The organism is Faecalispora anaeroviscerum (assembly GCF_947568225.1).
In the GTDB taxonomy this organism is placed as follows: Bacteria; Bacillota; Clostridia; order Oscillospirales; family Acutalibacteraceae; genus Faecalispora; species Faecalispora anaeroviscerum.
In genome coordinates, this window is sequence record NZ_CANOOQ010000001.1 from 1,847,395 (window position 1) to 1,873,734 (window position 26,340).

Annotated in this window: 22 protein-coding genes; 12 read left to right on the top strand and 10 right to left on the bottom strand. The window is 52.5% G+C overall.

What is annotated here, in order from left to right:
- Positions 1-68: 68 nt before the first annotated feature.
- Complete coding sequence (locus QOS46_RS09175; RefSeq protein WP_283609102.1) at positions 69-692, bottom strand: potassium channel family protein; 624 nt, start codon at positions 690-692, stop codon at positions 69-71.
- Positions 693-967: 275 nt separating this feature from the next.
- Here QOS46_RS09175 and QOS46_RS09180 point away from each other — a divergent pair, with 275 nt between their 5' ends.
- The 3 genes from QOS46_RS09180 (at position 968) to QOS46_RS09190 (ending at position 5,523) form a co-directional block, all read left to right on the top strand.
- On the top strand, positions 968-3,271 hold the full coding sequence (locus QOS46_RS09180) for a cell division protein FtsA (RefSeq protein ID WP_283609104.1): 2,304 nt from the start codon (positions 968-970) through the stop codon (positions 3,269-3,271).
- A 282-nt stretch (positions 3,272-3,553) separates the two neighbouring features.
- Positions 3,554-4,330 (top strand): sulfite exporter TauE/SafE family protein, encoded by a 777-nt coding sequence (locus QOS46_RS09185; protein WP_283609106.1) that lies wholly within the window; start codon positions 3,554-3,556, stop codon positions 4,328-4,330.
- Between the two features lie 287 nt (positions 4,331-4,617).
- Complete coding sequence (locus tag QOS46_RS09190) at positions 4,618-5,523, top strand: PhzF family isomerase (protein WP_283609108.1); 906 nt, start codon at positions 4,618-4,620, stop codon at positions 5,521-5,523.
- Positions 5,524-5,771: 248 nt separating this feature from the next.
- Here QOS46_RS09190 and QOS46_RS09195 read toward each other — a convergent pair whose 3' ends face one another.
- From QOS46_RS09195 to gpr, 4 genes are all read right to left on the bottom strand, one after another.
- Complete coding sequence (locus QOS46_RS09195; RefSeq protein WP_283609109.1) at positions 5,772-6,455, bottom strand: hypothetical protein; 684 nt, start codon at positions 6,453-6,455, stop codon at positions 5,772-5,774.
- A 105-nt stretch (positions 6,456-6,560) separates the two neighbouring features.
- Positions 6,561-6,878, bottom strand: a complete 318-nt coding sequence (locus QOS46_RS09200; protein ID WP_283609111.1) for a hypothetical protein — start codon at positions 6,876-6,878, stop codon at positions 6,561-6,563.
- A gap of 74 nt (positions 6,879-6,952) precedes the next feature.
- Positions 6,953-8,119, bottom strand: a complete 1,167-nt coding sequence (gene spoIIP, locus QOS46_RS09205) for a stage II sporulation protein P (protein WP_283609113.1) — start codon at positions 8,117-8,119, stop codon at positions 6,953-6,955.
- A 65-nt stretch (positions 8,120-8,184) separates the two neighbouring features.
- Positions 8,185-9,072 carry a GPR endopeptidase gene (gene gpr / locus QOS46_RS09210; protein WP_283609115.1) on the bottom strand — a complete coding sequence of 296 codons (888 nt, stop codon included), beginning with the start codon at positions 9,070-9,072 and terminating at the stop codon, positions 8,185-8,187.
- A 136-nt stretch (positions 9,073-9,208) separates the two neighbouring features.
- On the opposite strand from gpr, the gene rpsT reads away from it, so the two are divergent.
- A complete protein-coding gene (rpsT, locus tag QOS46_RS09215) occupies positions 9,209-9,475 on the top strand; it encodes a 30S ribosomal protein S20 (RefSeq protein WP_085834271.1) in 267 nt (88 codons plus the stop codon).
- A 297-nt stretch (positions 9,476-9,772) separates the two neighbouring features.
- Positions 9,773-9,925: a hypothetical protein gene (locus QOS46_RS09220; RefSeq protein ID WP_009060536.1), complete on the top strand. Its 153-nt coding sequence runs from the start codon at positions 9,773-9,775 to the stop codon at positions 9,923-9,925.
- 65 nt (positions 9,926-9,990) lie between these two features.
- Here QOS46_RS09220 and spoVAE read toward each other — a convergent pair whose 3' ends face one another.
- On the bottom strand, positions 9,991-10,347 hold the full coding sequence (gene spoVAE, locus QOS46_RS09225) for a stage V sporulation protein AE (protein ID WP_283609121.1): 357 nt from the start codon (positions 10,345-10,347) through the stop codon (positions 9,991-9,993).
- A 186-nt stretch (positions 10,348-10,533) separates the two neighbouring features.
- Between spoVAE and QOS46_RS09230 the strand changes: the two genes are divergently transcribed.
- Positions 10,534-11,328, top strand: coding sequence for an HAD family hydrolase (locus QOS46_RS09230; RefSeq protein ID WP_283609123.1), 795 nt, complete (start codon positions 10,534-10,536; stop codon positions 11,326-11,328).
- An 84-nt stretch (positions 11,329-11,412) separates the two neighbouring features.
- Positions 11,413-12,063: a trimeric intracellular cation channel family protein gene (locus tag QOS46_RS09235; RefSeq protein ID WP_283609124.1), complete on the top strand. Its 651-nt coding sequence runs from the start codon at positions 11,413-11,415 to the stop codon at positions 12,061-12,063.
- A 73-nt stretch (positions 12,064-12,136) separates the two neighbouring features.
- On the opposite strand, the gene QOS46_RS09240 is transcribed toward QOS46_RS09235, so the two are convergent.
- From QOS46_RS09240 to ppdK, 4 genes are all read right to left on the bottom strand, one after another.
- A complete protein-coding gene (locus QOS46_RS09240) occupies positions 12,137-12,592 on the bottom strand; it encodes a chemotaxis protein CheX (protein ID WP_283609125.1) in 456 nt (151 codons plus the stop codon).
- Complete coding sequence (locus QOS46_RS09245) at positions 12,585-13,010, bottom strand: bacteriohemerythrin (RefSeq protein ID WP_283609127.1); 426 nt, start codon at positions 13,008-13,010, stop codon at positions 12,585-12,587. The genes QOS46_RS09240 and QOS46_RS09245 overlap by 8 nt, the downstream gene beginning before the upstream one ends.
- Before the next feature lie 151 nt (positions 13,011-13,161).
- On the bottom strand, positions 13,162-14,427 hold the full coding sequence (locus tag QOS46_RS09250) for a glycoside hydrolase family protein (protein WP_283609129.1): 1,266 nt from the start codon (positions 14,425-14,427) through the stop codon (positions 13,162-13,164).
- A gap of 343 nt (positions 14,428-14,770) precedes the next feature.
- A complete protein-coding gene (gene ppdK / locus QOS46_RS09255) occupies positions 14,771-17,410 on the bottom strand; it encodes a pyruvate, phosphate dikinase (RefSeq protein WP_283609131.1) in 2,640 nt (879 codons plus the stop codon).
- Positions 17,411-18,189: 779 nt separating this feature from the next.
- Here ppdK and QOS46_RS09260 point away from each other — a divergent pair.
- The 5 genes from QOS46_RS09260 to QOS46_RS09280 all read left to right on the top strand — a co-directional run bounded on the left by QOS46_RS09260 (position 18,190) and on the right by QOS46_RS09280 (position 25,845).
- Positions 18,190-19,236 (top strand): sugar phosphate nucleotidyltransferase, encoded by a 1,047-nt coding sequence (locus QOS46_RS09260; RefSeq protein WP_283609133.1) that lies wholly within the window; start codon positions 18,190-18,192, stop codon positions 19,234-19,236.
- 61 nt (positions 19,237-19,297) lie between these two features.
- Complete coding sequence (locus tag QOS46_RS09265) at positions 19,298-20,257, top strand: ribose-phosphate diphosphokinase (RefSeq protein WP_283609134.1); 960 nt, start codon at positions 19,298-19,300, stop codon at positions 20,255-20,257.
- 132 nt (positions 20,258-20,389) lie between these two features.
- Positions 20,390-21,001 (top strand): aminoacyl-tRNA hydrolase, encoded by a 612-nt coding sequence (gene pth, locus QOS46_RS09270; RefSeq protein ID WP_283609136.1) that lies wholly within the window; start codon positions 20,390-20,392, stop codon positions 20,999-21,001.
- Positions 21,002-21,114: 113 nt separating this feature from the next.
- Entirely contained in the window at positions 21,115-24,576 is a 3,462-nt protein-coding gene (gene mfd / locus QOS46_RS09275; protein ID WP_283609139.1) for a transcription-repair coupling factor, read from the top strand.
- A gap of 198 nt (positions 24,577-24,774) precedes the next feature.
- Positions 24,775-25,845 carry a hypothetical protein gene (locus QOS46_RS09280; protein WP_283609140.1) on the top strand — a complete coding sequence of 357 codons (1,071 nt, stop codon included), beginning with the start codon at positions 24,775-24,777 and terminating at the stop codon, positions 25,843-25,845.
- Positions 25,846-26,340 lie beyond the last annotated feature (495 nt).

The following is a 26,340-nucleotide window of genomic DNA, read 5'->3' on the forward strand; positions in this document are numbered from 1 at the left end:
GCACACAGTGCTTCAAACTGATCACATTTCCCTGACTTTAATGGGCAAATGCCATTGTGTTTTTTACTTTAATCGCTGACATGAGCCTGCATTAGCTTTTCCCCCGCCTGCAGCACAATATCATTTTGGTGGTCATACAGTTCGGATTCATAGTTCGGATGAATCACTCCGAACGGCACCCAGCCATCTTCAATTGGGACGGTGGAAATGCCCTTTCCAATATATTGTTCCTCCACCTCTCTCACGCGAAAGGTGACAGAAGCCGTTTCAAACGTCATCTGTACCGGCTCCCAGGGCGAGGTAAGCACCGTGTTCATCGCATCTGCCGCAAGGTTTGTAGGGCAAACAGTACGCAGCCCGAACCGGTGGAACACACTTTCCCGCCGCGGGTCCGAAATCCGAGCCACTACGTTCTCCACCCCGAAAAAATTCCTGATAATCTGCGCGACCGTTATGTTCAGGTTATCGTCCGGCGTAACAACTGCAGCCGCATCACAATTATCGACCCCCGCCGCCTGCAGCACGCTCTGATCCATAGGCATGCCGGTCACCTTGATGCCGCTGAAGGTATCGGACAAGCGCAGCAGGTTCTCTTCCAGCCCGTCCACCACGGCTACGTCGTGGCCCTCCTTATCAAGCTGCTCGGCCAGAGTGGTGCCAAGACGGCCGCAGCCTACCACCAAAATATTCAATGACTTTCCCTCCGGTTCTTCCGAAATACAACCAAAACAAATCTGCCCCAAAGCAATACGCATTTCTGCGCCACGCCCGGGGCTTCCTGCCTGATAACAGCACCATCATATCATTTTTGCCACATTCTGTCCAGCATCCGAGCGGTTTTGTTTTTTGTAGATGCAGCGGGCTATTTCCGGCTCAGAATAATTGCATTTTTCCCTTTGTTATTGTAATATATATTGTATGATTTGATCAAATTTTGGCGAACACGGAAGATGCGGAGGTCTTTTTCATGCAAGAAGAAAACCAGGCGGGCCGGCCGGCCACGGATTCCGGGGAGAAAATCCCGCCGGAGAACTATGTGTTTGCGCTGGACATTGGCACACGCAGCGTGATCGGTATTGTTGGGGTGCCCCGCGGCGAGCGGCTCGAGGTTTGCGCCATTGAAATCGCGGAGCATGAAAAGCGCGCAATGATCGATGGGCAGATTGAAGATATTGAACAGGTGAGCCGTGTGGCAGGGTTGGTAAAAAAGCGGCTGGAAGTCCGGGTGGGTTACCCTTTAAATCGAGTCTGTGTGGCGGCAGCCGGACGCGCCCTGCGCACCTGCGAGGTGCATTTTGAGCTGGATCTGCAAACCCCGCAGGTCATCACTCCCGAAATTCTATGCCGGCTCGAGGCCGGAGCGGTGCAGCAGGCCGAACACGAGTTTTCGCCTCCCACTGAAGAGGAGAGCCGCTCCTTGTTTTATCTGGTGGGGTATTCCGTATCGCGCTATCTGCTCGACAACTACCCCTTGGCAAGCCTGCTTGACCACCGTGGCCAACAGCTTTCAGCGGACGTGATCGCAACATTTCTGCCGCGTGAGGTGGTAGACAGCCTTTACTCCGCCATGCAAAAGTGCGGTCTTGAGGTTTCGAGCCTGACGCTGGAGCCAATCGCCGCCATGAATGCGGCGATTCCGCAGAGCCTTCGCCTCTTAAACCTCGCTCTGGTCGACATCGGCGCGGGCACCTCAGACATTGCCGTTTCGCGCGACGGCGGCGTGGTGGGCTACACCATGGCGACGATCGCCGGAGATGAGGTCACCGAAGCGCTGATGCGCGAATACCTGGTCGATTTCCCCACCGCGGAGAAGATCAAGCTGAGGTTAGGGCAGGACGACGACATTTCATTTCAGGATATTCTGGGGCTGGAACAGCAGGTTTCTCCGGCAGAGCTGAAAGAAAAGCTTACCCCCGTCCTGCGGCGTTTGGCAGAAGAAATTACCCAGCAGATTTTAGCGGCGAACGGTGAAGCGCCCAGCGCCGTCTTTTTGGTGGGCGGCGGCAGTAAGCTGCCCGGCCTTTGTGCCTGCGTGGCAGAGCTTTTGGGGCTTCCCACGGCTCGCGTAGCGCTGGGCGGCCGGAATTTTTCCGCTTACCTGACCAAGGCCGACCCATCGCTGACAACTCCCGAGTTTGCCACGCCGCTGGGGATTGCCGTTTCTTCCGCGCTGAACCTGATCAATGACAGCTTTACGATTCTGCTCAACGGCACAAGGGCGAAGCTGTTCCGCAGCAACAGCCTTTCGGTGCTGGATGTTCTGCTCATGAACGGCTGGCGTCACGACCAGATGATTGGGCGCTCCGGCAAAAGTTTGGTGTTTGAGCTCGACGGAGAAAACAAAATGATCTACGGAGACCACCCTACACTGGCCAAAATACAGCTCAACGGGCAAGACGCCAGTCTCTCCGATACCGTAAAAGCAGGAGACACCATCATCTTCGAACCGGCGCAGGGCGGCAGGGACGCCACGCTGACACTGGGCGAGATGATCGACCTGCACTCCCCCGGCACGGTTTTTTTGGGCAGTGAAGAAATCTCCCTTGGTCTGCGCGCTGCGGTCAACGGTCAGCCCGGCACACCGGAGCAAACAATCCATACCCGGGACCGGATTCGCACCCGACCGGTCAGCACGCTGGAGCAGCTGCTGTCCTTCGCTGGTATGCCAGAGGGCACACTCTTTCTGGTCAACGGTGACGCGGTGCCTCCGCACACGCTATTGCACCCCGGCGACCGGCTGGAGCCACTAAACTGGGAAAAATCCGAAACACCCTCACCGGAGTCTTGGCCTGATAGACCCCAGACCGACGCTCTCCCAGCCGCGCCAATTCAGCCGTTGACACCTACCTCACAGCCAGATCTGGTCGATTTACTGGAGTTGGAAGCGAGGAATTCGGCACAAAAAAAATCACTGGGATTACAGGCACAGAACGCTGCCGGATTGTTACCGGCGTTCCAGAAAGAATCCCCCGGGCGGACCACAGAAGATTCTGTACCGCCGCAGGCACAGGAACAGATGCCACAGCCGCCAATAGAGCCGACGCCGCCCATCCTTGTCATTCTGAACGGGCGCCCCGTGCGATTAGAAGGAAAAACGGACCGTTCCCCCTATTGCCTGATCGACACGCTGAATCTGGTGGATGTGGACCTTACCACGCCGCAGGGAGCCATTGTTCTGCGCATCAACGGGCACGAGTCCGGCTACCTGGAGCCGCTGAAGAACGGCGACGAAGTGGAAATTTACTGGGATGGCCAAACCAACAGACTTTAAATGTACCTTTGCTTCCCCGCCGCATTTTGCTGCGGCGGGGATTTTCTGCGCCGCAGCCTCCTATCCTCAAATTCACCGGGCTGTGAGGCATTACATATCCTTTTAGAAGAGCCGCACTTTTTCTGCCGTCTGGGCTTTCACACGGAAGGGAAAGGGCGCATTATATCATAATTCTATATGTTCTCTTATGATTTTTTATATTTCGCCAAAAGCAATTTTCTATTGTAGTTACTGGCGAATTTCGATATAATTTGAATCAAGTGGCCAAAAGGAGCGAATTTCATGGATGATTTACTGCTGCAACTAATCGTTGTGTGTACCTGCACGTTTTTGGGAGGATTTATTGATTCTATCTCCGGCGGCGGCGGGTTGATCACACTTCCCGCATATCTGGCCATCGGCCTGCCCCCTCACCTCGCGATGGGAACAAACAAGCTGTCTTCTACCGCAGGTACACTCACGGCAACCATTCGCTACATGCGGGGTGGAAAAATCCACCTGCGCACTGCCGCAACCGCAGGCGTGATGGCACTGTTCGGCGCGGCGCTCGGCGCGCAGCTGAACATGGTGCTGGATGAAGAATACCTTCGCTACCTGCTGCTTGGCGTTCTGCCTGTCATTGCTTTTATTACATTAAAAAAGAAAAAAAATCGCGGGGAAACGGATGAACATACTTTACTTCGCCCGTCACTGCTGACGGCGCTGTCCATGGGCATCGGTTTTGTGATTGGTACCTACGATGGATTTTTCGGCCCCGGCACCGGGACTTTTTTGATTTTCTTATTTACCGGACTCACCCGCTTCGATTCCACTACCGCCTCCGGAAACGCGAAGGTGGTTAACCTGATGTCTAATCTTTCTTCGCTGCTCACCTTTGCGCTGGCCGGTAAAGTCGTGTTTGTTCTGGGGCTGCCGGGCGCACTGTTCGGCGTACTGGGCAATTACATCGGCTCCGGATTGGCGCTGCGTTATAATACAAAGGTCATTCGACCCATGCTGATCGTTTCTCTGGTTCTTCTGTTCTGCAAGGTGGCATACGACATTGTTCTGCCTGCATAATTCGACAAAGCAAGATAAATTCAATCCAATTTGGAGAATTTTTCTAAAAATATACTAACCGTATACTTAGAAAGATGCTTTCTGGGGGATTTGAGCAGTTTGCTGTCCATTGCGGCGGTTTTTGCCCGCTGACGGGCAAGACTGGTAACCTCTGTTATGGAAACGTATTCCGCGGCCAAGGAGTTTGTTTGTGTAAGCTGTTCTGCACTGGGATAACCCGGTGCATTTCGCCGAATTTCGGCATAAGCTTGCAAAAAAGATCAAAATATATTACAGGAGGGAAAAACATGTCTAAAAAATACCATTTGTATCAAGTCGATGCCTTCACCGAGCAGCGGTTCCGTGGAAATCCCGCCGGTGTTGTGCTGAACGCGGATGGTCTGACGGAATTTCAAATGCAGGAGATTGCAAGGGAGCTGAACAATTCAGAAACGGCTTTCGTTTTTTCTTCCGACTCCCCGGAGTACGACGTAGAGATACGTTTTTTCACTCCGGTGCGCGAAGTTCCCATGTGCGGCCACGCTACAATCGCATCCCACTATGTGCGCGCGCTGGAACAGAATCTGCCGTCTGGTCGGATTATGCAGAAAATCGGCGCGGGAATTCTGCCCGTCGATATTGTGAGGGAAAACAACTCACTTCGCATCTCGATGACGCAGGGACTTTTCCGTTTAGGGCTTCCGTTTGACGAAACACAAAAACAGGAGCTTTGCACCGCGCTGCGCCTTTCTCCCGATCAGCTGCGCGAGGGCTGGCCGATTCAGGAGGTTTCTACCGGGTTCGGCAAAATCATGGTTCCGATTCTGGACGAGGAGATTCTCGACAATCTGGAGCCGGATTGGGACGCACTGTGCCATCTGAGTGAAAAAATTGGCTGCAACGGCTATTATGTATTCGCACCGGCCCCGCAAAATGCCGATTACCTGTTCTGCGGCAGAATGTTCGCACCCATCAGCGGCGTCCGCGAAGACCCTGTTACCGGCAACGCCAACGGCCCGCTGGGCGGGTATCTGGCCCACTACGGATTCCTGCAGCCAACAGACGGGCAGCTTCGTTTTTCAGTATTGCAGGGCAAAATGATGGGTCGCGCCGGGATCATTGCGGTAGAAGTAGACCTGCAAAATAACGAACCGGCAGAAATTCGAATTTTTGGAAACGCCGTGATCGTGTTCCGCGCAGAACTGGAGCTATAACGAAACCAAAAAGATGCAAAAAACAGATTATTTTGTATGGTAAGTATTTCCTCTTTACAGAGAAAAGAAGCTCTTCTTTTGCTTTCCCGCGCCGCCTTTTCGATTTCGCCGGGTAAAATCGCCAAAACGCCTCTCTGTGACAAGGGTTTCCCTTTACAGAAAAATCCTTCCTCATTCAGGTAAAAAGGAAGCCTTCTCTTGAAAAACGAACCCAAAAACGCCTCCGGAGCTAACCGGAGGCGTTTTGATTAATCAAATTTGTTGCGATAGTATTTATCGTTGAGCAAACGCTTTTTTTTCGTTGGGAACGGATGACGGCGATAGCGCTTGCGACCCGGGCCACCCGGCGGCGGCCTGCGCAGCGTGCTGAGCAGTACGATCACAACGATCAGGACGCCAAGGCCGATCAATGCCCAGGACAGAACGCCCCACCAGTTTGTGGATTTCTGCGTTTGAACCTCTACGCCTGAACCGATCAGATTCTCTGCCTCACTCACCGTACCGGCCGGCGGCAGAGAAATGCCGGAGGAGGAAGAAATCTCGGAAATGCCCCAAAACTCACCGATCTCACTGCTGGAAATCTCAGATGAGGAAACCTGCGACGATACCACCTTTTTCTTTACAGTCGACTTAGAAGAAGTGCTCCGGGACGATGCTGTCTTAGAGGATGACGAGGAAGAAGAGCTTACCGGCTTTTGGCTTACAGCCGAAGAGGACTCCTGCTTTGTCGGCGCACTGCTGGCCGGTGCCGAAGAGGTTTGCTGACCCGGCGTGCTGCCCGGGATAGAAACCGTGCCACCCGGGTCTGCCTGAGACTGCCCTTGTCCGCCTATGACCGGCTCCGTTGAGGTAGCCAAAACCGGTGTGCAAATGAGGGAAAAGCCCAGTATCAGCGTCAGCATAGACACCATTACCTGTTTTCTTCTGAACATGCGCGATTCCTCCATTGATTATTCCAACACTCTGCATTCCAGAGCCTGCAGTTTTTTTACACGACTCAGTATAACAAAAATCGTTGTAAAAAGCAATCTTTGGGCTTATTTGTAAGCTTTTTGTAACGGAATCTGTTCCAGGAGCTTTTGGCCCTCCTCCACTGCCGTCATTACCGCGTCTTCCGCGCGATGAGCCCACTGGTCCAACGCGGTAATGTCCCATTCTCCGCCCGCCCCCATTACATGGACGCTCAGGCTGGTTTTCTGTTCGCTTACCTGCACCAGAATCAGCGGCTGGCTCTGCCCAAAGCCGACCCGCGCGGTCTGGTAATCCACCATAATAATCCCGCACACCAGTATGATCAGGCAGAGTGTTGCGAAAAAAGACGCCCAAAAGCAACGTGTCTCTTTTACATCCTTCAAAATTTTTACTCCTTCTTACTTATCAATATCACTATAAAAAGATATTCCGTTCTTCCCCTTCCTTTGGTTGGGAGTTACTTCAGCCCCAAAAGTGTTTTTGCGAGGGCCGCGCCGAACATCTCGCCGGAGTAAACCGCTTCGTCCAGCGTATTGACCTCAGTACCAACTTCTACCAGCAAGGAGCCTTTGGTCATATTCAGATTATATTTTCTCGGGCAGAAATTGAGGGGTCGTGCCAGCCCGGGATACAAATCCGAAAGCTGCTTCTGAACCCGCACTCCAAGGCGCAGATTATATTCCCAGTTTGGGAACCCAAGGGTGCCGTCATCGTCGCAGCCCGACAAAATCATGATTTGCGCCGCTTTTTTTCCGTTGATCACAGCCGTAGGCTTATACCGCGTGCCATTTGAGGCCGTCATCGAATCGCGGTGAATGTCCAGAGTGACCTGAATGCTGGGGTACTGCTTTAGATTCTTAGACATGGTTTGCGCGGAACGGATATAAGAGCCGTTGTACGCCGGAGAATCATGAATGGTGGTATCGTGCACCACGCCGATCCCGACCGCTTTTAGCTGTGCCGCAATCGCATTACCCACCATTACCACGCTCCGGGTACCGTCTGTGCTTCTGCTTTCGGAACCAGCCGGAACGGAAGCGGCCTCCTGCAGCAGGTACGCTTCTGTTGTATGGGTGTGGTAAATCAGCACCTGTGGCTTGCCGTCTGTTTGTATTTTGACCTCAGGTTGTTTTTCTAATTCAGCCTTAATGTCGATTTTCTGATTTTGATTGGTATTTTTTACAAATACGTTTAGGTATTGTACACCGGAGTTCTGAACTGCCAGCTCTTGAATTGGTGAGCCGGAACCGCTTGCAGCGGGTGCCTGGCTTTGTGCAGACGAGGTTTGCGAACTGCTTCCCTGTGCGGAGGAGGAAGAAGATCCGCTCTGAGCCTCCGCCGGGTCACGCACCGCTTCGGAGGATTCCTCCGGCAGGGTGTGCTCAGTTGCAGGGGCTTCTTCGCCGTCCTGCTCCTCAAGGCCTGTACGCAAAAGCTCTGCCGCTCCGTCGGGCATAATAAAGCCAGCGGCGGCCAGCGCTGCCGTCTCCCTTTGGGCCAGCACCTGCGGCCCCAAACGCGCAATAAAGCAGGCGACGGAAATTATGGCTACCGCCAGCGCCGCCGCATTGCGCAGCGGTGAATGACCGCCCCTTTTTTTCTTTTTCAAATTGATCATTTTCATATGCTTCTCCCCAAACAGACTGCTAACTATTGGTATGCGTCAACGCTTGGGGATATACCTTCCGATTATGGTGCGGTCAGCATTGTGAGGTCTTCTACGGAAAGGCTCGGATTGAGTGCGCGATTGATCCCCATGGCCAGCATGTGGGCCGCTCTGGATACCAGCAGATCGATCTCCCGGGGCGTGACCACCATGCGCGCACCGCGCGGCGTCAGCTTTTCTTCGCTACGCTCTGCCTGACTTCGGTCACCACCGAACAAATCTAGTGCCAGCGTTTCTACATCCACCACGGTGGGAACACCGATACCAATGACCGGCACGCCCATTGTATGCTGATCAATGCGCGGACGGAGGTTGCCTACTCCCTCGCCGGGAGAAATTCCCGTATCGCTCAGCTGTACGGTGCAGCCAAGCCTGGCCAGACTGCGCGCAGCAAGAGCATCAATCACCACGACCGCGCTCGGCTGCAGCTGCTTGCAGATTCCCTGCAAAAACTCCACTGTTTCGAGGCCTGTATCGCCCAGCACACCGGGAGTGATTACCGCCGCGCCGCGCAGACCGGTCAGCCCCGTTACCCGGGCAAGCTCACCTTTAATATGCCTCGTGGCCATCACTAGCGCCGTCGTCTGTGGGCCAAGCGCATCCGGCGTAATTTGCCGGTTGCCGAGCCCCGCCACCAGCACAAGACCCTCCTTCGGCAGCAGAGCTGCGATCTCTTTTCGTAAAAGCTCCTGACACTCATCCTCCAGATCCACCGTGTCCGAAATGGGGGGCATCTCAAGCGTAACGTAATTTCCCATTTCTTTATTCAGCTGCCGGGCGCCCCTTGGCCCCTCCACACGAATACGTGTAATGGTACAGCTGCCGTGCCGCTCCTGTGTCTGCGAAATATCGGGGAACGGGTGCGTGATTGTTTCGGTGGCCTCAATTGCCAAATCTGTACGAAAAATCATTGCTTTTTCTCCTCTCTTATGATATACTCATTAAGTTATTAAGGCTTTGCGAAAAGTAAGAAAAAATTCTTGCATTTTATCTATTTTTGTGCTAAGATTTTTGTTACATGACAAATGCGACAAAGGAGGTGTGACTATGCCGAATATTAAATCAGCCAAGAAACGCGTTAAGGTAATCGCGGCTAAGACTCTTCAGAACAAAGCGATTAATTCTGCTTTGAAAACAGAGATTAAGAAGGCCAATCTTGCTCTTGAGGCTCAGGCTGAGGACAAGGCGGAGGCTGTTCGTACTGCGATAAAGAAGATTGACCAAGCTGCTGCTAAAGGAATCCTTCACAAAAAAACCGCCGCCAGAAGGAAGTCTGCCCTTGCCCGCAAGCTGAACACAACCAGCGCGTCCTGATTAGACAGGTTGTTTTCTGAATCTTTGTATTGAAAAGCAGAGCTTTGTGCTCTGCTTTTTTTACTTGGAATACATTTTGGCATCCGCCCCCATCTGCTGATATGAGCCTTCCATAGACTTGTGAAGCGTGGTATGGTTCTCTCCGCTCCTTTTTTGGGGGAAGAAAACGATAGGATACACTTTTTACCATAGATTGAGTGTGAATTGACTTTTTCGAGATTTTTGGGTATCATAAGGACAAACGGATGAATTGAACGAACACAGGGAAGCTTAATTTGTTTTTGGAGGCGTTTTGTAATGAGGAAAAACAATACGTTGGCACTGATCCTTGGAATTGTTTCCGCTGCCGTTGCGGTAGCCGCGATCGTCACGACCACGCTTCTGTTCCTTGAGAAGAAGAAAAAGGACGAAGAAGAGCTGGAGCATTATTTGGATTACTCCATCCAGTAAGTGAAAGCAAAAAATCGGGCAGGGTAACAGGAGCTTTTGTTCCCGTTCCTGCCCGTTTTGTTTTGTTAGGACTTATCGCCCGGCTTTGCAAGAAGCGCTGCAAGGTAGCCGAAGAACACTGCCGCCGCGATTCCAGCAGCACTGGAGGTAACGCCGCCCATCAGGGCACCGAGCAGACCATGCTCGCGCACGGCTTCTTCCGTCCCCTTGGCCATTGCGTAGCCGAACCCGGACAGCGGAACCGTAGCCCCGGCCCCGGCAAACTGCACCAGTGGCTCGTACAGGCCAACCGCCGTAAGAACGACGCCGAGCGTGACGAACATCACTAAAATCCGGGCGGGAGTCAGCTTTGTTCTATCGATCAGTATCTGACCGATCACGCAGATCAGACCACCTACCACAAAAGCCTTGACATATTCCATGGATTCAGATCCTTTCTGATTTTTCAAGGTCTATTGTTTCCGCCGTACCCTGCAATTATGTATTGCTAAGCAATGCAACAAGCTCCCCGATGAAAACCGGTGATCCCTTTCCCGCCTTGGCCGAGGGGAAATCGCTGCCATTTTTCAAGTTGTATGGCAACAGCAGGGTTGAATTGAACGCAAGGAGTGATTTCACTGAAAAAAATGATTTTTTTTGACATAGACGGTACCCTGCTTGCCTCCGGCAAAGAAGGGTATTTTGTGCCGGATGGAACTTTACAGGCCATTGAGCTGGCAAAGCAGAACGGACATGGCGTCGCCATCTGCTCCGGCCGGCAGGAGCCGTTTATCCAAAAGATGTTCGGCGGCTTTTTTACAAGCTACATTGCAATGAACGGCACACATGTGGTATACGAAGGGAAAACGATCCTGCAAAAATTTTTTCCTCCAGAGCGCGTACATGAAATCATGGGGCATTTTGATTCATTCGGCATTTCTTATAATTTTATCGGTATGCGTCACGGCTGGGGCCGAAACCTGACTCCCGAAATGATTGCGCTTTTAAACCGGGTTTACAATCTGGGGGATTACGTCATCACCGACTGGGAACCGGAGCAGGTGCAGGCCGGCGCTGTGGACTGTATCTTTGCCGACAAAGATCATTATGAGCGGTGCAGGCCGGCGTTTACCGGCTCGATGGTGCTGAACCTGCACCCGGGCGGGCGTTCGGGCGATCTATCCTTCCCAAATCAGGACAAGGCCGAGGCGATTCGTTTCTTCTGCCAGCATACCGGAATTGATCTAAAGGACACGGTGGCCTTCGGAGACGGCACGAATGACGTGACAATGCTCAAAACCGTGGGGATCGGTGTGGCTATGGAGAACGGAGTACCTGAGGCCAAGGCCGCAGCCGATTATGTAACGGATTCCATGCTCTGCGATGGGATCGAAAAAGGCTTGCGGCATCTGGGTCTGATCTGACCGAAGATCCCGCACCGAAATCCGGTAAAACACATAACATAGCGATCAGACGGGGGAAACTGCCTGCGTTGGGGGGAAAACAATATGCCAACCGCTCTTTTGCTTGTGTTTGAAATCATCGGTACAGTGGCTTTCGCCATCTCTGGTGCCATTGTTGCCATGCAGCACAAGCTAGACTATTTCGGGATTTTTTTGCTGGCCGTAACCACCTCTATCGGCGGCGGTGTTCTGCGCGACATTATTCTGGGGGTGTCACCCCCTGTCGGGCTGGTAAACCCCATTTATTTAACCACTGCATCGATCACCACGTTCCTTTTGCTGGCACTTGGTCGTTTTCGCCGGCTTGTAAGCAGCGGAAGCCCCGTTTACACCTGGAGCTACTATATTTCTGACGCTCTGGGTCTGGCCGTATTCACCGTGATCGGCGTGGACGCCGCGATTTCTGCCGGGTATGAAAAGGAAGGCTTTCTGTGCATTTTTGTTGCCATGCTTACCGGCGTGGGCGGCGGCATGATCCGTGACGTTCTGGTACAGCAGATTCCCGTTGTGCTGCGGCGCGAAATCTATGCACTGGCTTCTGTGGCCGGCGCTCTGCTGTATTATTTTGCCCGCACCCACATTCCGCAGTCTGTTGCCGTGCTGCTTAGCGTACTCCTCACAGTAAGCATCCGGATGCTGAGCCTGTATTTTAACATTCACGTTCCTTCGATTCAGGAGATCAAGGAAGAATCCTGATATTCATTTGGAAAAACACGAACAAAAAACCAGCCCCATGAACCGATTCATGGGGCTGGTTTTTCTATCCTGTTTATTTACTCTGCAAACGAACCTCAAGGCCTACGCTGCCAATCTCGGTGTTGATCTTCGTGTTGGAGTCCACCGGATACGCGCATATTCCTTCTTCGTTTTCAATGACCTTCGGCGGAAGAATGTCGCAGGTGACATTTTTTTCAGACAAGGCGATCAGCGCCTTACCACTAATAATATTGGAAATTTCGCCGATTGCGGAGGTGACAAAATCATCCACCTCGCTCACTTCCATCCCACCAGTCATGATTCGTACCATTTCGAGCATGGTCTCTTTCGGGAACGTATACAGAATATCTCCTGTGAGGTCGCCGGTCACGCCGATGGAAATCGCCAGATTACCGCAGGCGTCTTCACTCGGGGCTGCAGTGGTTTCAGAAATCTTCTGCAGATCGAGCATCAGCTCGAACACCTCGCGGGTCGCTTCAAAAAAGGAGAGGTGCAGCGTGTCATTCATGGACTTCCTGCTCCTTTCTCTTTGCAAAATCCGCAATCTTCTGATCCTCAGAGGCCACGTGGTTAATCAGCCATGCCAACAGGCGCCCTGCGAACTGCTGCATCAGCTGCTCCTGGTCGTCGTTTTCCTCGTATCGGCGCGAAACCTCCAGCACATAGGCCACCATCTCCTGATGCCTCTTTCTGTGTGACGGCAATTCGGGATATCCCAGCTCCCGCTGAAGATTTTCCTCATCCCGAAAATGCGTGACAACATAATCCCTCATAAATATCAAAGTCTGATTGACCTGTTCGGTCTTTTGCTCCCATGAAACCGGCTTTCTTACGATCTCAACAAAATCCGTCACGCGGCGGAACAGCTCTTTATGCTGCTCGTCGATCAGCGGAACCCCCAACAGATACTTTTCTTTCCAGAGCATGGTAACTCCCCTTTCCGAAAACACATTTGCAGTGATTCGACGTTTTTTGTAACATTTACTCATATGATACCATAAGGAGAGCGCAAAAGGAATCCCCGCCCAAAATACTGAAACCATAACGTGGTTTCGGTATCTTGAGCGGGGAACTTATTCAGGCAAAGTTTTTCTCAACCGCAGTTTTTGCTGCCACATTAGGAACCATCTTCTGTGGGCTTTTCGCTTGCGTCTTTTTCTCCGCAGATTCTTTTGCTGTTACGGGGTCCGGCAGAATTAGAGCCTTTTGCAAATTACACGCGTCGTTCCACTGCTGAACGGAAACAGCGGTCGAGGCCATATACCATTTTTTCTGCGGCAGACGATATGAAATCATCATGTGCAAAGTGTCGCCGTCTGCATAAACCGTGCTGCGGTACAGCCATGTTTTATGCAGGATCACCGGATTGTCACTTGGATAAAACGGAACGCCCTTTGTAAAATGGATTCCATCGGCCGATTTGGACAAAAACAGCGCAAAGGAATACTCCTTTGGTAAAATGCCGGTCTGGAGCAGATAATAATTTCCCTTGTAATGGATGACATCCTGATGCCACGGCAGATAGCCACCCGGTAGCTCTACTGTACACTGCTGCAGATCCGTCCATGCGCTTCCGTCGGTACTCACGGCGTGCATCAGCTGCTTTTTCGAGGTGGTATACCAAAACTGATATTGATTGTTTTCGTGGTTGACCGCAAGGCTAAGAATGCCCGTTTTGGATTTTTGCATCAGCTGCGGCACCGACCAGTCCCGCCCATTACTGCTGACAGTACGGTAATAGTAATCCATACTGGAATCAGGGTGCTTTGTTTTCGGGTTTCCCTTGTTATAACGGTACCACATTTCCATCACTTCGCCGTTTTTCACAAGGTGAGAATCGGAATAGTGCGCACCGTTCTTCACATCGGAAGGAACTCCCGTAATCGGGTTTTTCAGCCCGGCCGGTGTTACCCATGATTTTGCGTCATTGGAAACAAGGATGCAGGGGTTTTCGAAATCGTCGTTTCCAAAAGGGTACGGTGTAACAGACATCCAGTATTCATATCCGTTCCACTTCTTAGGGAAATACAGAATTTTTGGGTGCGTCGCCTGATTATACCCGTCATATGTGGGTACAGCGGCAAGATCATACATTCTCTGCAGTGTCAAAAAGGAAGCACTAAATTTTCCAAAATTGAACCCTGTGCTGATTGAAGGTTTTGCAGCAGAGTGCTTCTCCGTATTTTTATCTGTCGGCTGAACCACGGTCTGCGGCGCTTCTTCGGCATTGGATACCGCGGTTATTTCCTCTATATTCCCACTGGGAGCGCAGCCAGCCAGTATGGCTATAAAAGTACAAAAAGCGACAAATAGTGCCGCCAAACGGTGACGCATATTCGTCATATCTGGACACCTTCTTTCGGATATGAACTAAAAACATTGTTTAATATGACGATATATTACGCGAATAAAAATGAAAAGTCAATGAGAATAACGGAACTGTAATCAATCTGGCAATTTGATGGCAATGGAATAGAAACCGAATGGAATACCGTATTTTATTCTGAAAGAAACAAAACTGTCCCTCACTTTTACGATTGTCCCTTTCAACGCCAAATCAGGAACTTTGACAATGGAAAAAACAGAGCGCACACCCTAGGAACCGAAGCTCCCAAGGCGCGCGCCCTGAAAAACAAAAATCAGTACAAATTTTTTTCAGGCCTTTATGCCCATGAAATCGCGTTTTTTATTTTGCGGATGCTCTTTTCTCTTTGATTGCCGCCTGAGCCGCAGCCAAACGAGCGATCGGCACACGGAAGGGCGAGCAGGAAACATAATTGAGCCCGGTACGGTGGCAGAATTCCACAGAGGTGGGATCGCCGCCATGCTCGCCGCAAATTCCGACATGCAGGTGCGGGTTTGCCGCGCGGCCCTTCTCGGTAGCCATTTCAACCAGCTTGCCAACACCCTTCTGGTCGATATGAGCAAAAGGATCGGACTCGTAAATTTTGTTCTCGTAGTAATAGTCGAGGAACTTACCGGCATCGTCACGGCTGAAGCCGAAGGTCATCTGGGTCAGATCGTTGGTGCCGAAGCTGAAGAAGTCCGCTTCACCGGCAATCTCATCCGCAGTCAAAGCAGCGCGGGGAATCTCGATCATGGTGCCGACTTCGTACTTCATATCCATACCGGACTCGGCGATGATCTTATCCGCAGTGGAGGTAACGACGTCCTTCACGAACTTGAGCTCCTTGACCTCGCCGACCAGCGGGATCATGATTTCGGGAACGATGTTGATGTTCTTCTTGCGGGAAATATTGATCGCCGCAGTGATCACAGCGGTGGTCTGCATCTCCGCGATTTCCGGATAAGAAACCGTCAGGCGGCATCCGCGGTGGCCCATCATCGGGTTAAACTCGTGCAGGCTCACGATGACTTCCTTGAGCTCTTCGACCGTCAGGCCGAGCTCTTCGGAAATCTCTTTGATGTCTTCTGCCTTCGTGGGCAGGAACTCATGCAAAGGCGGGTCAATAAAGCGAATGACGACCGGCAGTTCTTCCATGACATTGTAAATGCCCTCGAAGTCGCCCTGCTGATACGGCAGAAGCTTGGCCAGAGCCTTGCGGCGAGCCTCCGTGGTTTTGGCAACAATCATTTCGCGCATTGCCTTGATGCGGTCACCCTCAAAAAACATGTGCTCGGTGCGGCACAGGCCGATGCCCTGCGCGCCGAACGCCTTGCCCTGAGCCGCGTCGTGGGGCGTATCGGCATTGGTGTAAACCTGCAGGCGGCGCACTTCATCCGCCCAGCTCATATATTTGTCAAAATCACCGGAAATAGAAGCTTCCACGGTAGGCAAAGCACTACCATAAATGCTGCCGGTGGTTCCGTCGATGGAGATATAGTCGCCCTCGCGGATGGTCTGACCGCCCAGGGTGAAGTATTTCTCATCCTCATGCATTGCAATGTCGCCGCAGCCGGATACGCAGCAGGTTCCCATGCCGCGCGCAACAACCGCCGCGTGAGAGGTCATGCCGCCGCGAACGGTCAAAATGCCCTGTGCAACGGCCATGCCCTCAATGTCCTCCGGGGAGGTTTCCAGGCGAACGAGAACAACCTTCTCGCCCTTGTCGCTCCATGCCTTGGCGTCTTCCGCGCTGAATACCACACGGCCGCAGGCCGCTCCGGGGGAAGCCGCCAGACCCTTGCCAATGGCCTGCGCCTTCTTCAGCTCGGCCGGGTCGAACTGGGGATGCAGCAGAGAATCGAGCTGCTTGGGCTCTACGCGCAGAACCGCTTCTTCGGTGCTGATCTTACCCTCATCCACCAGGTCTACGGCAATTTTCAGAGCAGCGGCCGCGGTGCGCTTGCCGTTTCTGGTCTGCAGCATGTACAGCTTGCCGTTTTCAATGGTGAACTCCATATCCTGCATATCGCTGTAATGATCTTCCAGGCGCTGAGCGGTCTCTGCAAACTGGGTGTACACCTCGGGCAGGGTGTCTTTCAGGTGGTCGATCGGCTCGGGAGTGCGAATACCTGCCACAACGTCTTCGCCCTGTGCATTGATCAGGTACTCACCGAACAGCTTCTTTTCACCGGTAGCAGGGTTGCGGGTAAATGCAACGCCGGTGCCAGAGGTGTCTCCCATATTGCCGAACACCATGGACTGCACGTTGACTGCGGTACCCCAGTCATACGGAATTTCATTGATGCGGCGGTATACGTTCGCACGGGGATTGTCCCAGGAGCGGAACACAGCTTTTACCGCTTCCATCAGCTGAACACGGGGTTCGGTGGGGAAATCGGTTCCTTTTCTTTCGCGATACAGCGCCTTAAAGCGGACAACCAGATCCTTCATGTCGTCAGTATTGAGCTCGGTGTCCTGCTTCACACCACGCTCTTCCTTCTTAGCGTCGATCACGCGCTCAAAGTTGCTTTTGGGGATCTCCATGACAACGTCGGAAAACATTTGGATAAAACGGCGGTAGGAGTCGTAAGCAAAGCGGGGATTGCTGGTCAATGCAGCCAGGCCTTCCACCACGGTGTCGTTGAGGCCCAGATTAAGAATGGTATCCATCATGCCAGGCATGGAAGCACGCGCACCGGAACGCACGGAAACCAACAGCGGATTTTTGACATCGCCGAATTTTTTGCCGCAGATTTCTTCCATCTTGGCCAAGTAATCAGAAATCTGTGCCTGAATTTCCTCATTGATCTGTCTTCCGTCATTATAATACTGGGTGCAGGCTTCCGTTGTAATCGTGAAGCCCTGCGGTACGGGCATTCCAAGCACCGTCATTTCCGCCAGGTTGGCTCCTTTGCCGCCCAGCAGGTTTTTCATACTGCCGTTTCCTTCCGAAAACAGGTACACATACTTATGACTCATTCTTCTACCTCCTATAATTTAAGGAATCTATGAAATCGGTTATCCAATCTATCCGCTCTTTCAAAAAGCAATGAATCACAATTCGTACCTTACCCCGCCTCCGGCGGAGGAAGATACCTGTGCTTCATCTTTTCAACGCAAACATGATTCAGGAGAACCAATTTGGACATCTATTGTGGATTATATCAAAATCAACACCAAAAATCCATCCTATTTTACATCTAATATAATAATTTTTTATGAAGATTCTTCCTTGCTATGCATGCCGAAAGACCCGAAATCATGGGATTAGTAATTCTTTCACAAATATTTCGTCACAGAATGATCAATAATTACAAATACCCCTTGGTTGCGTACTGCACTGTCACATTTTTCCTGAAAAAATTCTATTATTCGATAAATTTGCAATCATAATTGATCGGTATATGCGCTCCAAAAATAGAAAATGTTTTATAATTAAAAAAGAAAGAAAACCAAATTTCTATCAATAAATCGTCGCTCTATCAATTCGGCTTATCAATTAAGTCGCTTCCTTAATGCCCGAAAACAGAAAAATTTAAAGAAATCCTACTGACGGTAAAATTCCTCTCTGTGAAATCTGCACTTGCTTTGAAAGAAGTATTGTGCAGATTTTCTCTAAAAAAGAATCGCAATCGTCTTTTTTCTAACGCAATTAAAACAATCTTTTAACAAAACAGTAAAATAGGTCTTGAAAAATTTTGATGATATGCGATAATAATACCGTATGATTATCTGCGAAACTGACGGAGGATTCACCTATGGAAAACTGTGCCATTATCCTTGCGGCGGGTGAGGGAAAGCGAATGAAGTCCCAGGGGCCCAAGGTATTGTGTCAGGTTTTGTTCAAACCCATGCTCGAATGGGTGATCGACGCCGTAGAGGGCGCCGGAGTTTCCAATATATGCGTAGTCACCGGGCATCTGCACAGCGAAGTGGAATCCTTTTTGGATCAACTGGCCGAAAAGAAGTGTCGGCCCGCTCCCTTTGAGCATGTGTTTCAGGCTGAACAAAAGGGTACCGCGCACGCCGTAATGATGGCGGAGCAGTTCCTGCACAGCCACAGCGGTGCAAACGTACTGATTTTGAGCGGCGACGCGCCGTTTCTTGACCCCGAAACGATTGGTTCTGCGCTGGCGGAGCATCAGGAGCGGCAGCAGGCCGTTACGGTAATTTCCGCAGAACCGGCCGACCCATTCGGGTACGGGCGCATCGTGCGAGACAGCGAAACCGGTGCTTTACGTGCCATTGTAGAAGAAAAAGAAGCCAACGTGCCGACAAAGCAGATTCGAGAAATCAACTCCGGGGCTTACTGGTTCCGGGTAGACAGTCTGCTTTCGGTGCTTAACGATATTCAAAATAATAACAGCACAGGGGAATATTACCTGCCCGATGCAATCCGGCTGCTCCTTTCGCGTGACCAAAAAGCCGGCGCGTTTTTAACCGGCGACAGCAATGTCGTTTTGGGTGCCAACGACCGGAGGCAGCTTGCTGAACTGAACTCGATCGCCAAACAGAGCATTTTACTCCGTTTGATGGCAGATGGAGTCGATATTCCCTGCCCGGACGGCATTCTCATCGGTCCTGACGTAACCGTGGGGCCCGATACCCGAATTCTGCCCGGAAGCATTTTAACCGGCCACACCCGTGTGGGCGCGGGCTGCATCGTGGGCCCCAATGCCCTGCTGGAAAACACTACCGCCGGGGATGGCTGCGTGCTGCAGAACGTGCAGTGCCACAGTGTTTCACTGAATGACGGACAAACGCCCGAACCCTTCACCACTCTACGCGCTCCGAGCGCGTACTGATACACTAACGTCTATAAATCGCCGCCGTTTGGCGGCCAAACTGTTTAGGGGGATTTTTTCAATGAATTTTCATGGTAAGGATATCAAGATTTTCGCGGCGAACGCGAGCTCGCAAGTCGCCCGGCAAATTGCAGATTGCCTTAGCCTGCCCATGGGGAAATCAGAGGTTTCTACCTTTAGCGACGGGGAAATTGCCATGTCGTTGTTTGAATCTGTTCGCGGCTCGGACTGTTTTATTGTGCAGTCGACCTGCGCGCCGGTAAACAACAACATCATGGAACTGCTCATCATGATCGACGCAATGAAGCGCGCTTCGGCCGCTCGTATCACCGCAGTTATTCCGTATTTCGGCTATGCCCGTCAGGATCGCAAGGCCAAGGCCCGCGACCCGATTTCCGCAAAGCTGGTGGCTGACCTGATCACTACCGCCGGAGCCGACCGAATTCTTACTATGGATCTGCACGCGCCCCAGATTCAGGGCTTTTTCAACATTCCAGTGGATCACCTGCTGGGCGCTCCGATTCTCTCTTCCTTCCTGAAAGACAGGGTGGGTGACAACAGCGATGATTATGTCGTGGTTTCCCCCGACCTCGGCTCCGTTACCCGCGCCCGCAATTTTGCCGCCCGGATCGGCAGCCCGCTGGCGATTATTGACAAACGCCGCCAGAAGGCCAATGTGTCTGAAGTAATGAACATCATCGGTGATGTTCGCGGCAAAAAAGTAATTTTGGTGGACGACATGATCGATACCGCCGGCACTCTGTGCAACGCCGCCACCGCTTTGGTGGAAGTGGGCGGCGCGATTGAAGTGACCGCCTGCGCAACACACGGCGTGCTTTCCGGCCCCGCGGTGGAGCGCATTAAAAACAGCTGCATTTCTGAGCTGATTCTGCTGGACACCGTTCCGGTGCCGGAAGAAAAGCGTTTGCCGGGCTTTACGATTCTGCCGGTGGCTCCCTTGTTTGCGGAGGCCATTGAGCGCATTTACGAAGACAAGCCGGTTTCTCCCATGTTTGTGTGATCTGCACAAACAGAAAACCGGACGCGGGGCAGGGGCACGCCCTGCCCCATTTTTGATAAAAAGCAATACTCAACAGAGGCGGGGCAGAATTCTTTTGTCCCGCCATGAGTCTTTTGCCAGCAGAGGTGCGTTATGCTAAAATCAATCTTTTCCCGGCCCTCGGTTGCTCCCGGACCGGTGCAGGCAATCATTGTCGGTCTGGGCAATCCCGGGCGGCAGTACGAACAAACCCGGCACAATACCGGCTTTATGGTGCTGGATCGCCTGGCCGAAACACTGGGAGTAAAAATCGACCGCCTCAAATTCAAGGGCCTATGCGCAGAAGCCCTGTTCGGTGGGAAAAAGGTGCTGCTTCTGAAGCCCTCCACCTTTATGAACCTGAGCGGGCAAAGCGTAACCGAGGCCATGCGCTTTTATAAACTCCCCCCCGAGCAGGTGATTGTCGTTCTTGACGATATTTCGCTCGCGCCGGGCCGTCTGCGTATTCGCCGTAAAGGCAGCGACGGCGGGCAGAACGGGATGAAGAATATCATCTACCTTTCGGGCAGCGACTCGTTCCCGCGCGTGAAAATGGGCATCGGTGCAAAGCCAAACCCCGGGTGGGATTTGGCAGACTGGGTGCTTTCCACCTTTTCCGCACAGGAGTCCAAAGGCGTTAGCGAGGCCATCGATCACGCCATACAGGCGCTTGAACTCATGGTACAGGGAAAAACCGACGAAGCAATGAACCGGTTTAATTCCTGAAACCGTTCGCTCCGCCGCAAAATTCGACCGTCTTTTCTTCCCTGGTCTCGTATTCTGAATAAAGAAGCAGCCCCGGCCGGAGCTATCTTTTTTCAAAAAGCAAGGAGCTTTCCATGAAATTTCTCACTACCGCCATCAGTGCGCTGAAGGAATTCTCCGCGCTGGATCAGGCTGTAAAATCCAAGGCACTCCCGGCGGCCGTTACAGGGCTTTCGGGAATCCATAAAGCCAATATGATCTATTCGCTCTGCGCCCTGAACGGACGCAGAGCTTTTGTCGCGGCCTCCGAAGAAGCGGAAGCACAGCGCCTGCATGACGACCTAGCCGCCATGGGTATGCACCCCGCGCTGTACCCTCTGCGTGATTTTAACTTTCGTGATACGCAGGGCAGTTCACACGAATACGAGCATCAACGCCTGCATGCGCTCTCGCGCTACCTGACCGGAGGCTGCGACTGCGTGATATTCTGCATGGACGCCGCCCTCCAGTACACGCTTCCGCCCGGGGAGCTGCAGCGCCGCACCGTTACGCTGCGCACCGCCCAGCAGATCACGCCGGAGGCGGTTCTGAACATACTGGTGTCGTGCGGGTACGAGCGCGCCGACCAGATCGAAGGCACAGGGCAGTTCGCACTGCGCGGCGGTATTCTCGACTTTTTCACGCCCGACGCGGAAAACCCTGTGCGCGTGGAGTTCTGGGGTGACGAGATCGACACGCTGTCGTTTTTTGATCGCGAAACCCAGCGCCGCACCAACACTATTGATGAAATTACGATCGCACCGTCGGTGGAGGCACTCATCGAGCACCCGAACATGCTCGCAGAAAAAATCCGCCGCCACGCTGCCACCCTGCGCGGAAAAACCGCAGCCGCCGCCCGCGAGATTCTGGAAGCCGAGGCCGACAAGCTAACTTCCGGAGCTTTACCAGGCTGTGCGGATAAGTATATTCCCTTTCTCTATGACAAACCCGCCACCGTATTTGATTACGCGGACGAAAACACCTTGCTGTTCGTTTCGGAGCCGGTCAAAAACAAGGAGAAGGTTCGCACCGCTCTGTGGCAGTGGGGTGAGGATTTAAAGGATTACCTTTCCCACGGCGTTTTGTGCCGCGGGCTCGATACGTACAGTGCCGACTGGCAGTATGCGCTGGAGCAGTGTAATACTCTTGGAGCGATTTACCTGGATGCCTTTGCCCGCGGCAGCTATGAAACCCCGGTACACTCGCTGGAAAACATGAACGTGCGCCAGAATTCGGTATGGAGCGGCAGTATGCAGCTTTTGACCGAGGACGTGCAGGCGATGCTGCACAACCGCTGGTGCTGCGTGGTTTTGGCCGGCAGCGAGCGCGCGGCGCAGACCATTGCCGCAGACCTGCAGCGCGAAGGTGTAAACGCGGTGTATCTCCCCAAGCCGGAGCAGCTCTCACCCGGGCAGGTCATCGTAACGGAAGGCGGCCTCTCCGCCGGCATGGAATACCCCGGTGCAGCCTTTGGACTGATTACCCACGGGCGCCTGCTGGCACAGCGCAAAATCCGCCAGAGCAAGCGTTCCAAAAACAGCCAGGAGATTTACAGCCTGTCCGACCTGAACCCCGGCGACTACGTGGTGCATTCCGCGCACGGTATCGGCGTGTTCGAGGGCATCCACAAAATCAGCATGCAAGGCATCGTTAAGGATTACCTGAAGCTGCGGTATGCCAAGAACGATACGCTGTATGTGCCGGTAACGCAGCTCGACCTGGTTTCCAAATACATCGGCCCACGGGAGGACGCGCAGGTACGCCTGCACCGCCTGGGCGGCTCCGACTGGCAAAAGACGAAGGCGCGTGTCCGCTCTGCCGTTAAGGACATGGCTAAGGAGCTAATTAAGCTGTATGCCCAGCGCATGAACGCCAAGGGCCATGCTTTTGCCGAGGACACGGAATGGCAGCACGATTTTGAATCCCACTTTGAATTTGAAGAAACAGACGATCAGCTGCGCTGCATCGAAGAAATCAAAGCCGACATGGAACGGGAATCCCCCATGGACCGCCTCTTATGCGGCGACGTGGGCTTCGGCAAAACCGAGGTGGCCCTGCGCGCCGCGTTCAAATGCGTCAGCGATTCCAAGCAGTGCGCCATGCTGGTGCCAACCACAATTTTGGCCTGGCAGCATTATCAGACAATCATCAAGCGGATGGAAGGCTTCCCTGTGCGGGTGGAGCTTCTGTCGCGTTTCCGCACGCCCAAACAGCAGGAGGATATTTTAAACCGCCTGAAACGCGGCGAAGTGGATTTTGTTGTTGGCACACACCGCCTGGTTTCGAAAGACGTGCGTTTTCGCGATTTGGGACTGGTCGTCATTGACGAGGAGCAGCGCTTTGGCGTGGCACAGAAGGAGAAGCTCAAGGACCTTTGCAAAAACGTGGATGTGCTGACGCTTTCCGCTACCCCAATTCCCCGCACGTTGAACATGGCACTTTCAGGCATCCGCGATATGTCTGTCATTGAGGAGGCTCCGCACGACCGCCACCCGGTACAGACGTATGTACTCGAGCACGACAACGGCATTCTGGCCGACGCCATTCACCGTGAGCTGCGGCGCGGCGGGCAGGTGTATTACCTGCACAACGACATCGGCACCATCGACCGCGTCAGCGCTACGCTGCAGGCCTTGGTACCCGAAGCGCGCATCGGCATCGGCCACGGTAAGATGAATGAAAACGAACTGTCCGAAATCTGGCGGCGGCTGGTCGATCAGGAAATTGACGTGCTGGTTTGCACTACCATTATTGAAACCGGCGTAGATGTCCCGAACGCGAACACGCTGATCATTGACAACGCCGACCGCATGGGCCTTTCCCAGCTGCATCAGCTGCGCGGGCGCGTGGGGCGTTCGTCGCGCCGCGCTTACGCCTATCTCACCTTTACCCGCAACAAGGTGCTTTCCGAAATCGCGCAGAAGCGCCTTTCGGCCATCCGCGAGTTCACCGAGTTCGGCTCCGGCTTTAAAATCGCGATGCGCGACCTCGAAATCCGCGGCGCGGGCAACATCCTTGGCGGTGAACAACACGGCCACATGGAAGCTGTCGGCTACGACCTGTATTTAAAGCTTCTTGGAGAAGCCGTCAGTCAGGAAAAAGGCGAAGCGCCGCCGCCGGGAGAATGTTTGGTAGATTTGCAGATCGAGGCGCATATTCCGGAGGAATATATCGAAAACTTAAACCAAAGGCTGGAAATCTACCGCCGTATCGCGGACATTCGCGGCGACGACGACGCAAGCGACGTACTCGACGAGCTGATCGACCGTTTCGGCGAGCCGCCGGCCTCCGTACGCGGCCTGATCGACGTAGCTCTGCTGCGTAACACAGCTGCCTCTTTGGGTGTGTACGAGATTAAGCAGCAGGGTGAAATGCTTTTGCTGTATGTGGATCAGGTGGATATGAAGCGCATTTCCGGCATGATCAGCTCCCTGCGTTCGCGCGTGATGCTCAGCGCGGGCTCAAAACCGTACATCAGCGTACGCGAAACCAAGGGAGCACCTCCGCTCGAAACTCTGCGGGAGGCCCTGCACGCCATGCAGAACACGAAGGACTAATACCTCAACTGGATGAGATTTCCACCAATTGCTGGACAAAGCCTTTTTCTGCGTGTATAGTTTATAGTAATATCACTTTAATCGCTTCAAAATGGAATGCCATGTTTCTTCCCTTCGCCTATGGTGGGGAGGAAGAAACAAACGCTTTTAAAGTGTATTAACTGCAATCATGAAATTCAAAAAATCGGAGTGTGACGTATGAATTTTCTGAAAAGACTGACGGCATCCTTACTTTGTGTCGCGATGCTGACAGGAATGACGGCCTGCTCGGGTGCGGACAAAACCTGGGCTGCCAAAACGAATGAAAAGACCCTCCCCATCGGCGTATATATCTATTATGAATATCTGGCCTACCAGAATGCTTCTAGCAAGATTGAGGATTCCTCAAAGCCGGTACTGGAGCAGAAGGTTGAAAACACCGACGCAACCGAGTGGATCAAGAAAAAGGCGCTGGATTACACCAAGCTCCTGTTTGTCATCGACAATAAGATGAAAGAGCTGAAACTCTCGCTGACCGATGCGGAAACCAAAGAAATTGCCAGCACAGCGACCAGCCAGTGGACCCAATACAGCAGTACGCTGGAGGGCTACGGCATCTCGAAGGAATCCTACTCGACCGCTACGGCGGAATTCAATACGAAATCCGCTAAGGTGTTTAATGCAATTTACGGAAAGAACGGCACGAAGGCCGTCAGCGATGCAGACCTGAAAACATTCTTTGAGAAAAACTATACCGATTTTTCCTATGTGATGCTTCCTTTGTACAATCCCACCACCTATGCCGCGCTGGATGAAAAGACCGAAAAGGACTACAAGCAGTTCCTTGAGGATCAGGCGGCAGCTCTGAACAAGGGCAGCACCACCTTTGACGCGGTTTCCACCGCGGCGCAGAAGAAGCTGAGCCTTGACTACGCCCCCTCTCAGACCGTGACGACCCAGCTGAATGAGGAATCCGGCTACCCAAGCGACCTGATTTCTCTGCTGAGCGGTATGAAGACCGGCGAGGCAAAGACCATCACTCTTTCCACCGTGAGCGCTGCGCTGCTCGTCGTGAAAAATGACGTGACGAAAAAGACCGCCACACAGCTTTCGGACGAAAGCACTCGTTCCCAGGTTCTGAGCGGCATGAAGAACAAAGAGTTCGAGGATGAAATGACGAAGATTGCCGAAGAATCCAAGGATATTACCGTCAATCAAAAAGCAATCAATTCGTACCAGCCCACGATGTTTATTCCGAAAGATACCGGCAGTTCTTCCACCGCCGGCTGATTGCTCCAGGTAACGAAAACTGAAAAACCGCTTCCCTCTAAAAACGAGGGAAGCAGTTTTTTGTTTTGATTTTTCTTTTTCTTACCTGCCGCTGTTCTCCATAAACACAAACTATCTCACAACCCACACCTCTGTTGACTCTGCACCGCTCTAGTTGGACTAATTACCCCTTTATAAAGCCGTACAGAATATTGGAAAGGGCTGTGACGGAATCGTCACAGCCCTCTTATGGTTAACTATAGGAATTTTATTTCATTTGCACCGCTGTCGTTTCAAACGCATTGGTCCGATTCTTGTAAAACTAATCAATTCGTCGTACTGCAATATTTCAGTTATTCTGGGAATCGCTTTTCGGTTACTCATGCCCTGTTACAAATTTTTCTAGAATAAAACCCTTTAAAGAAAGGTACCCTAAGGGAACATTGGAAAAACATTACCCCAAACTGAAACTCTTTTCGGGAGCCAAATACGGAACGCGGGAGGATTTCCACGCAA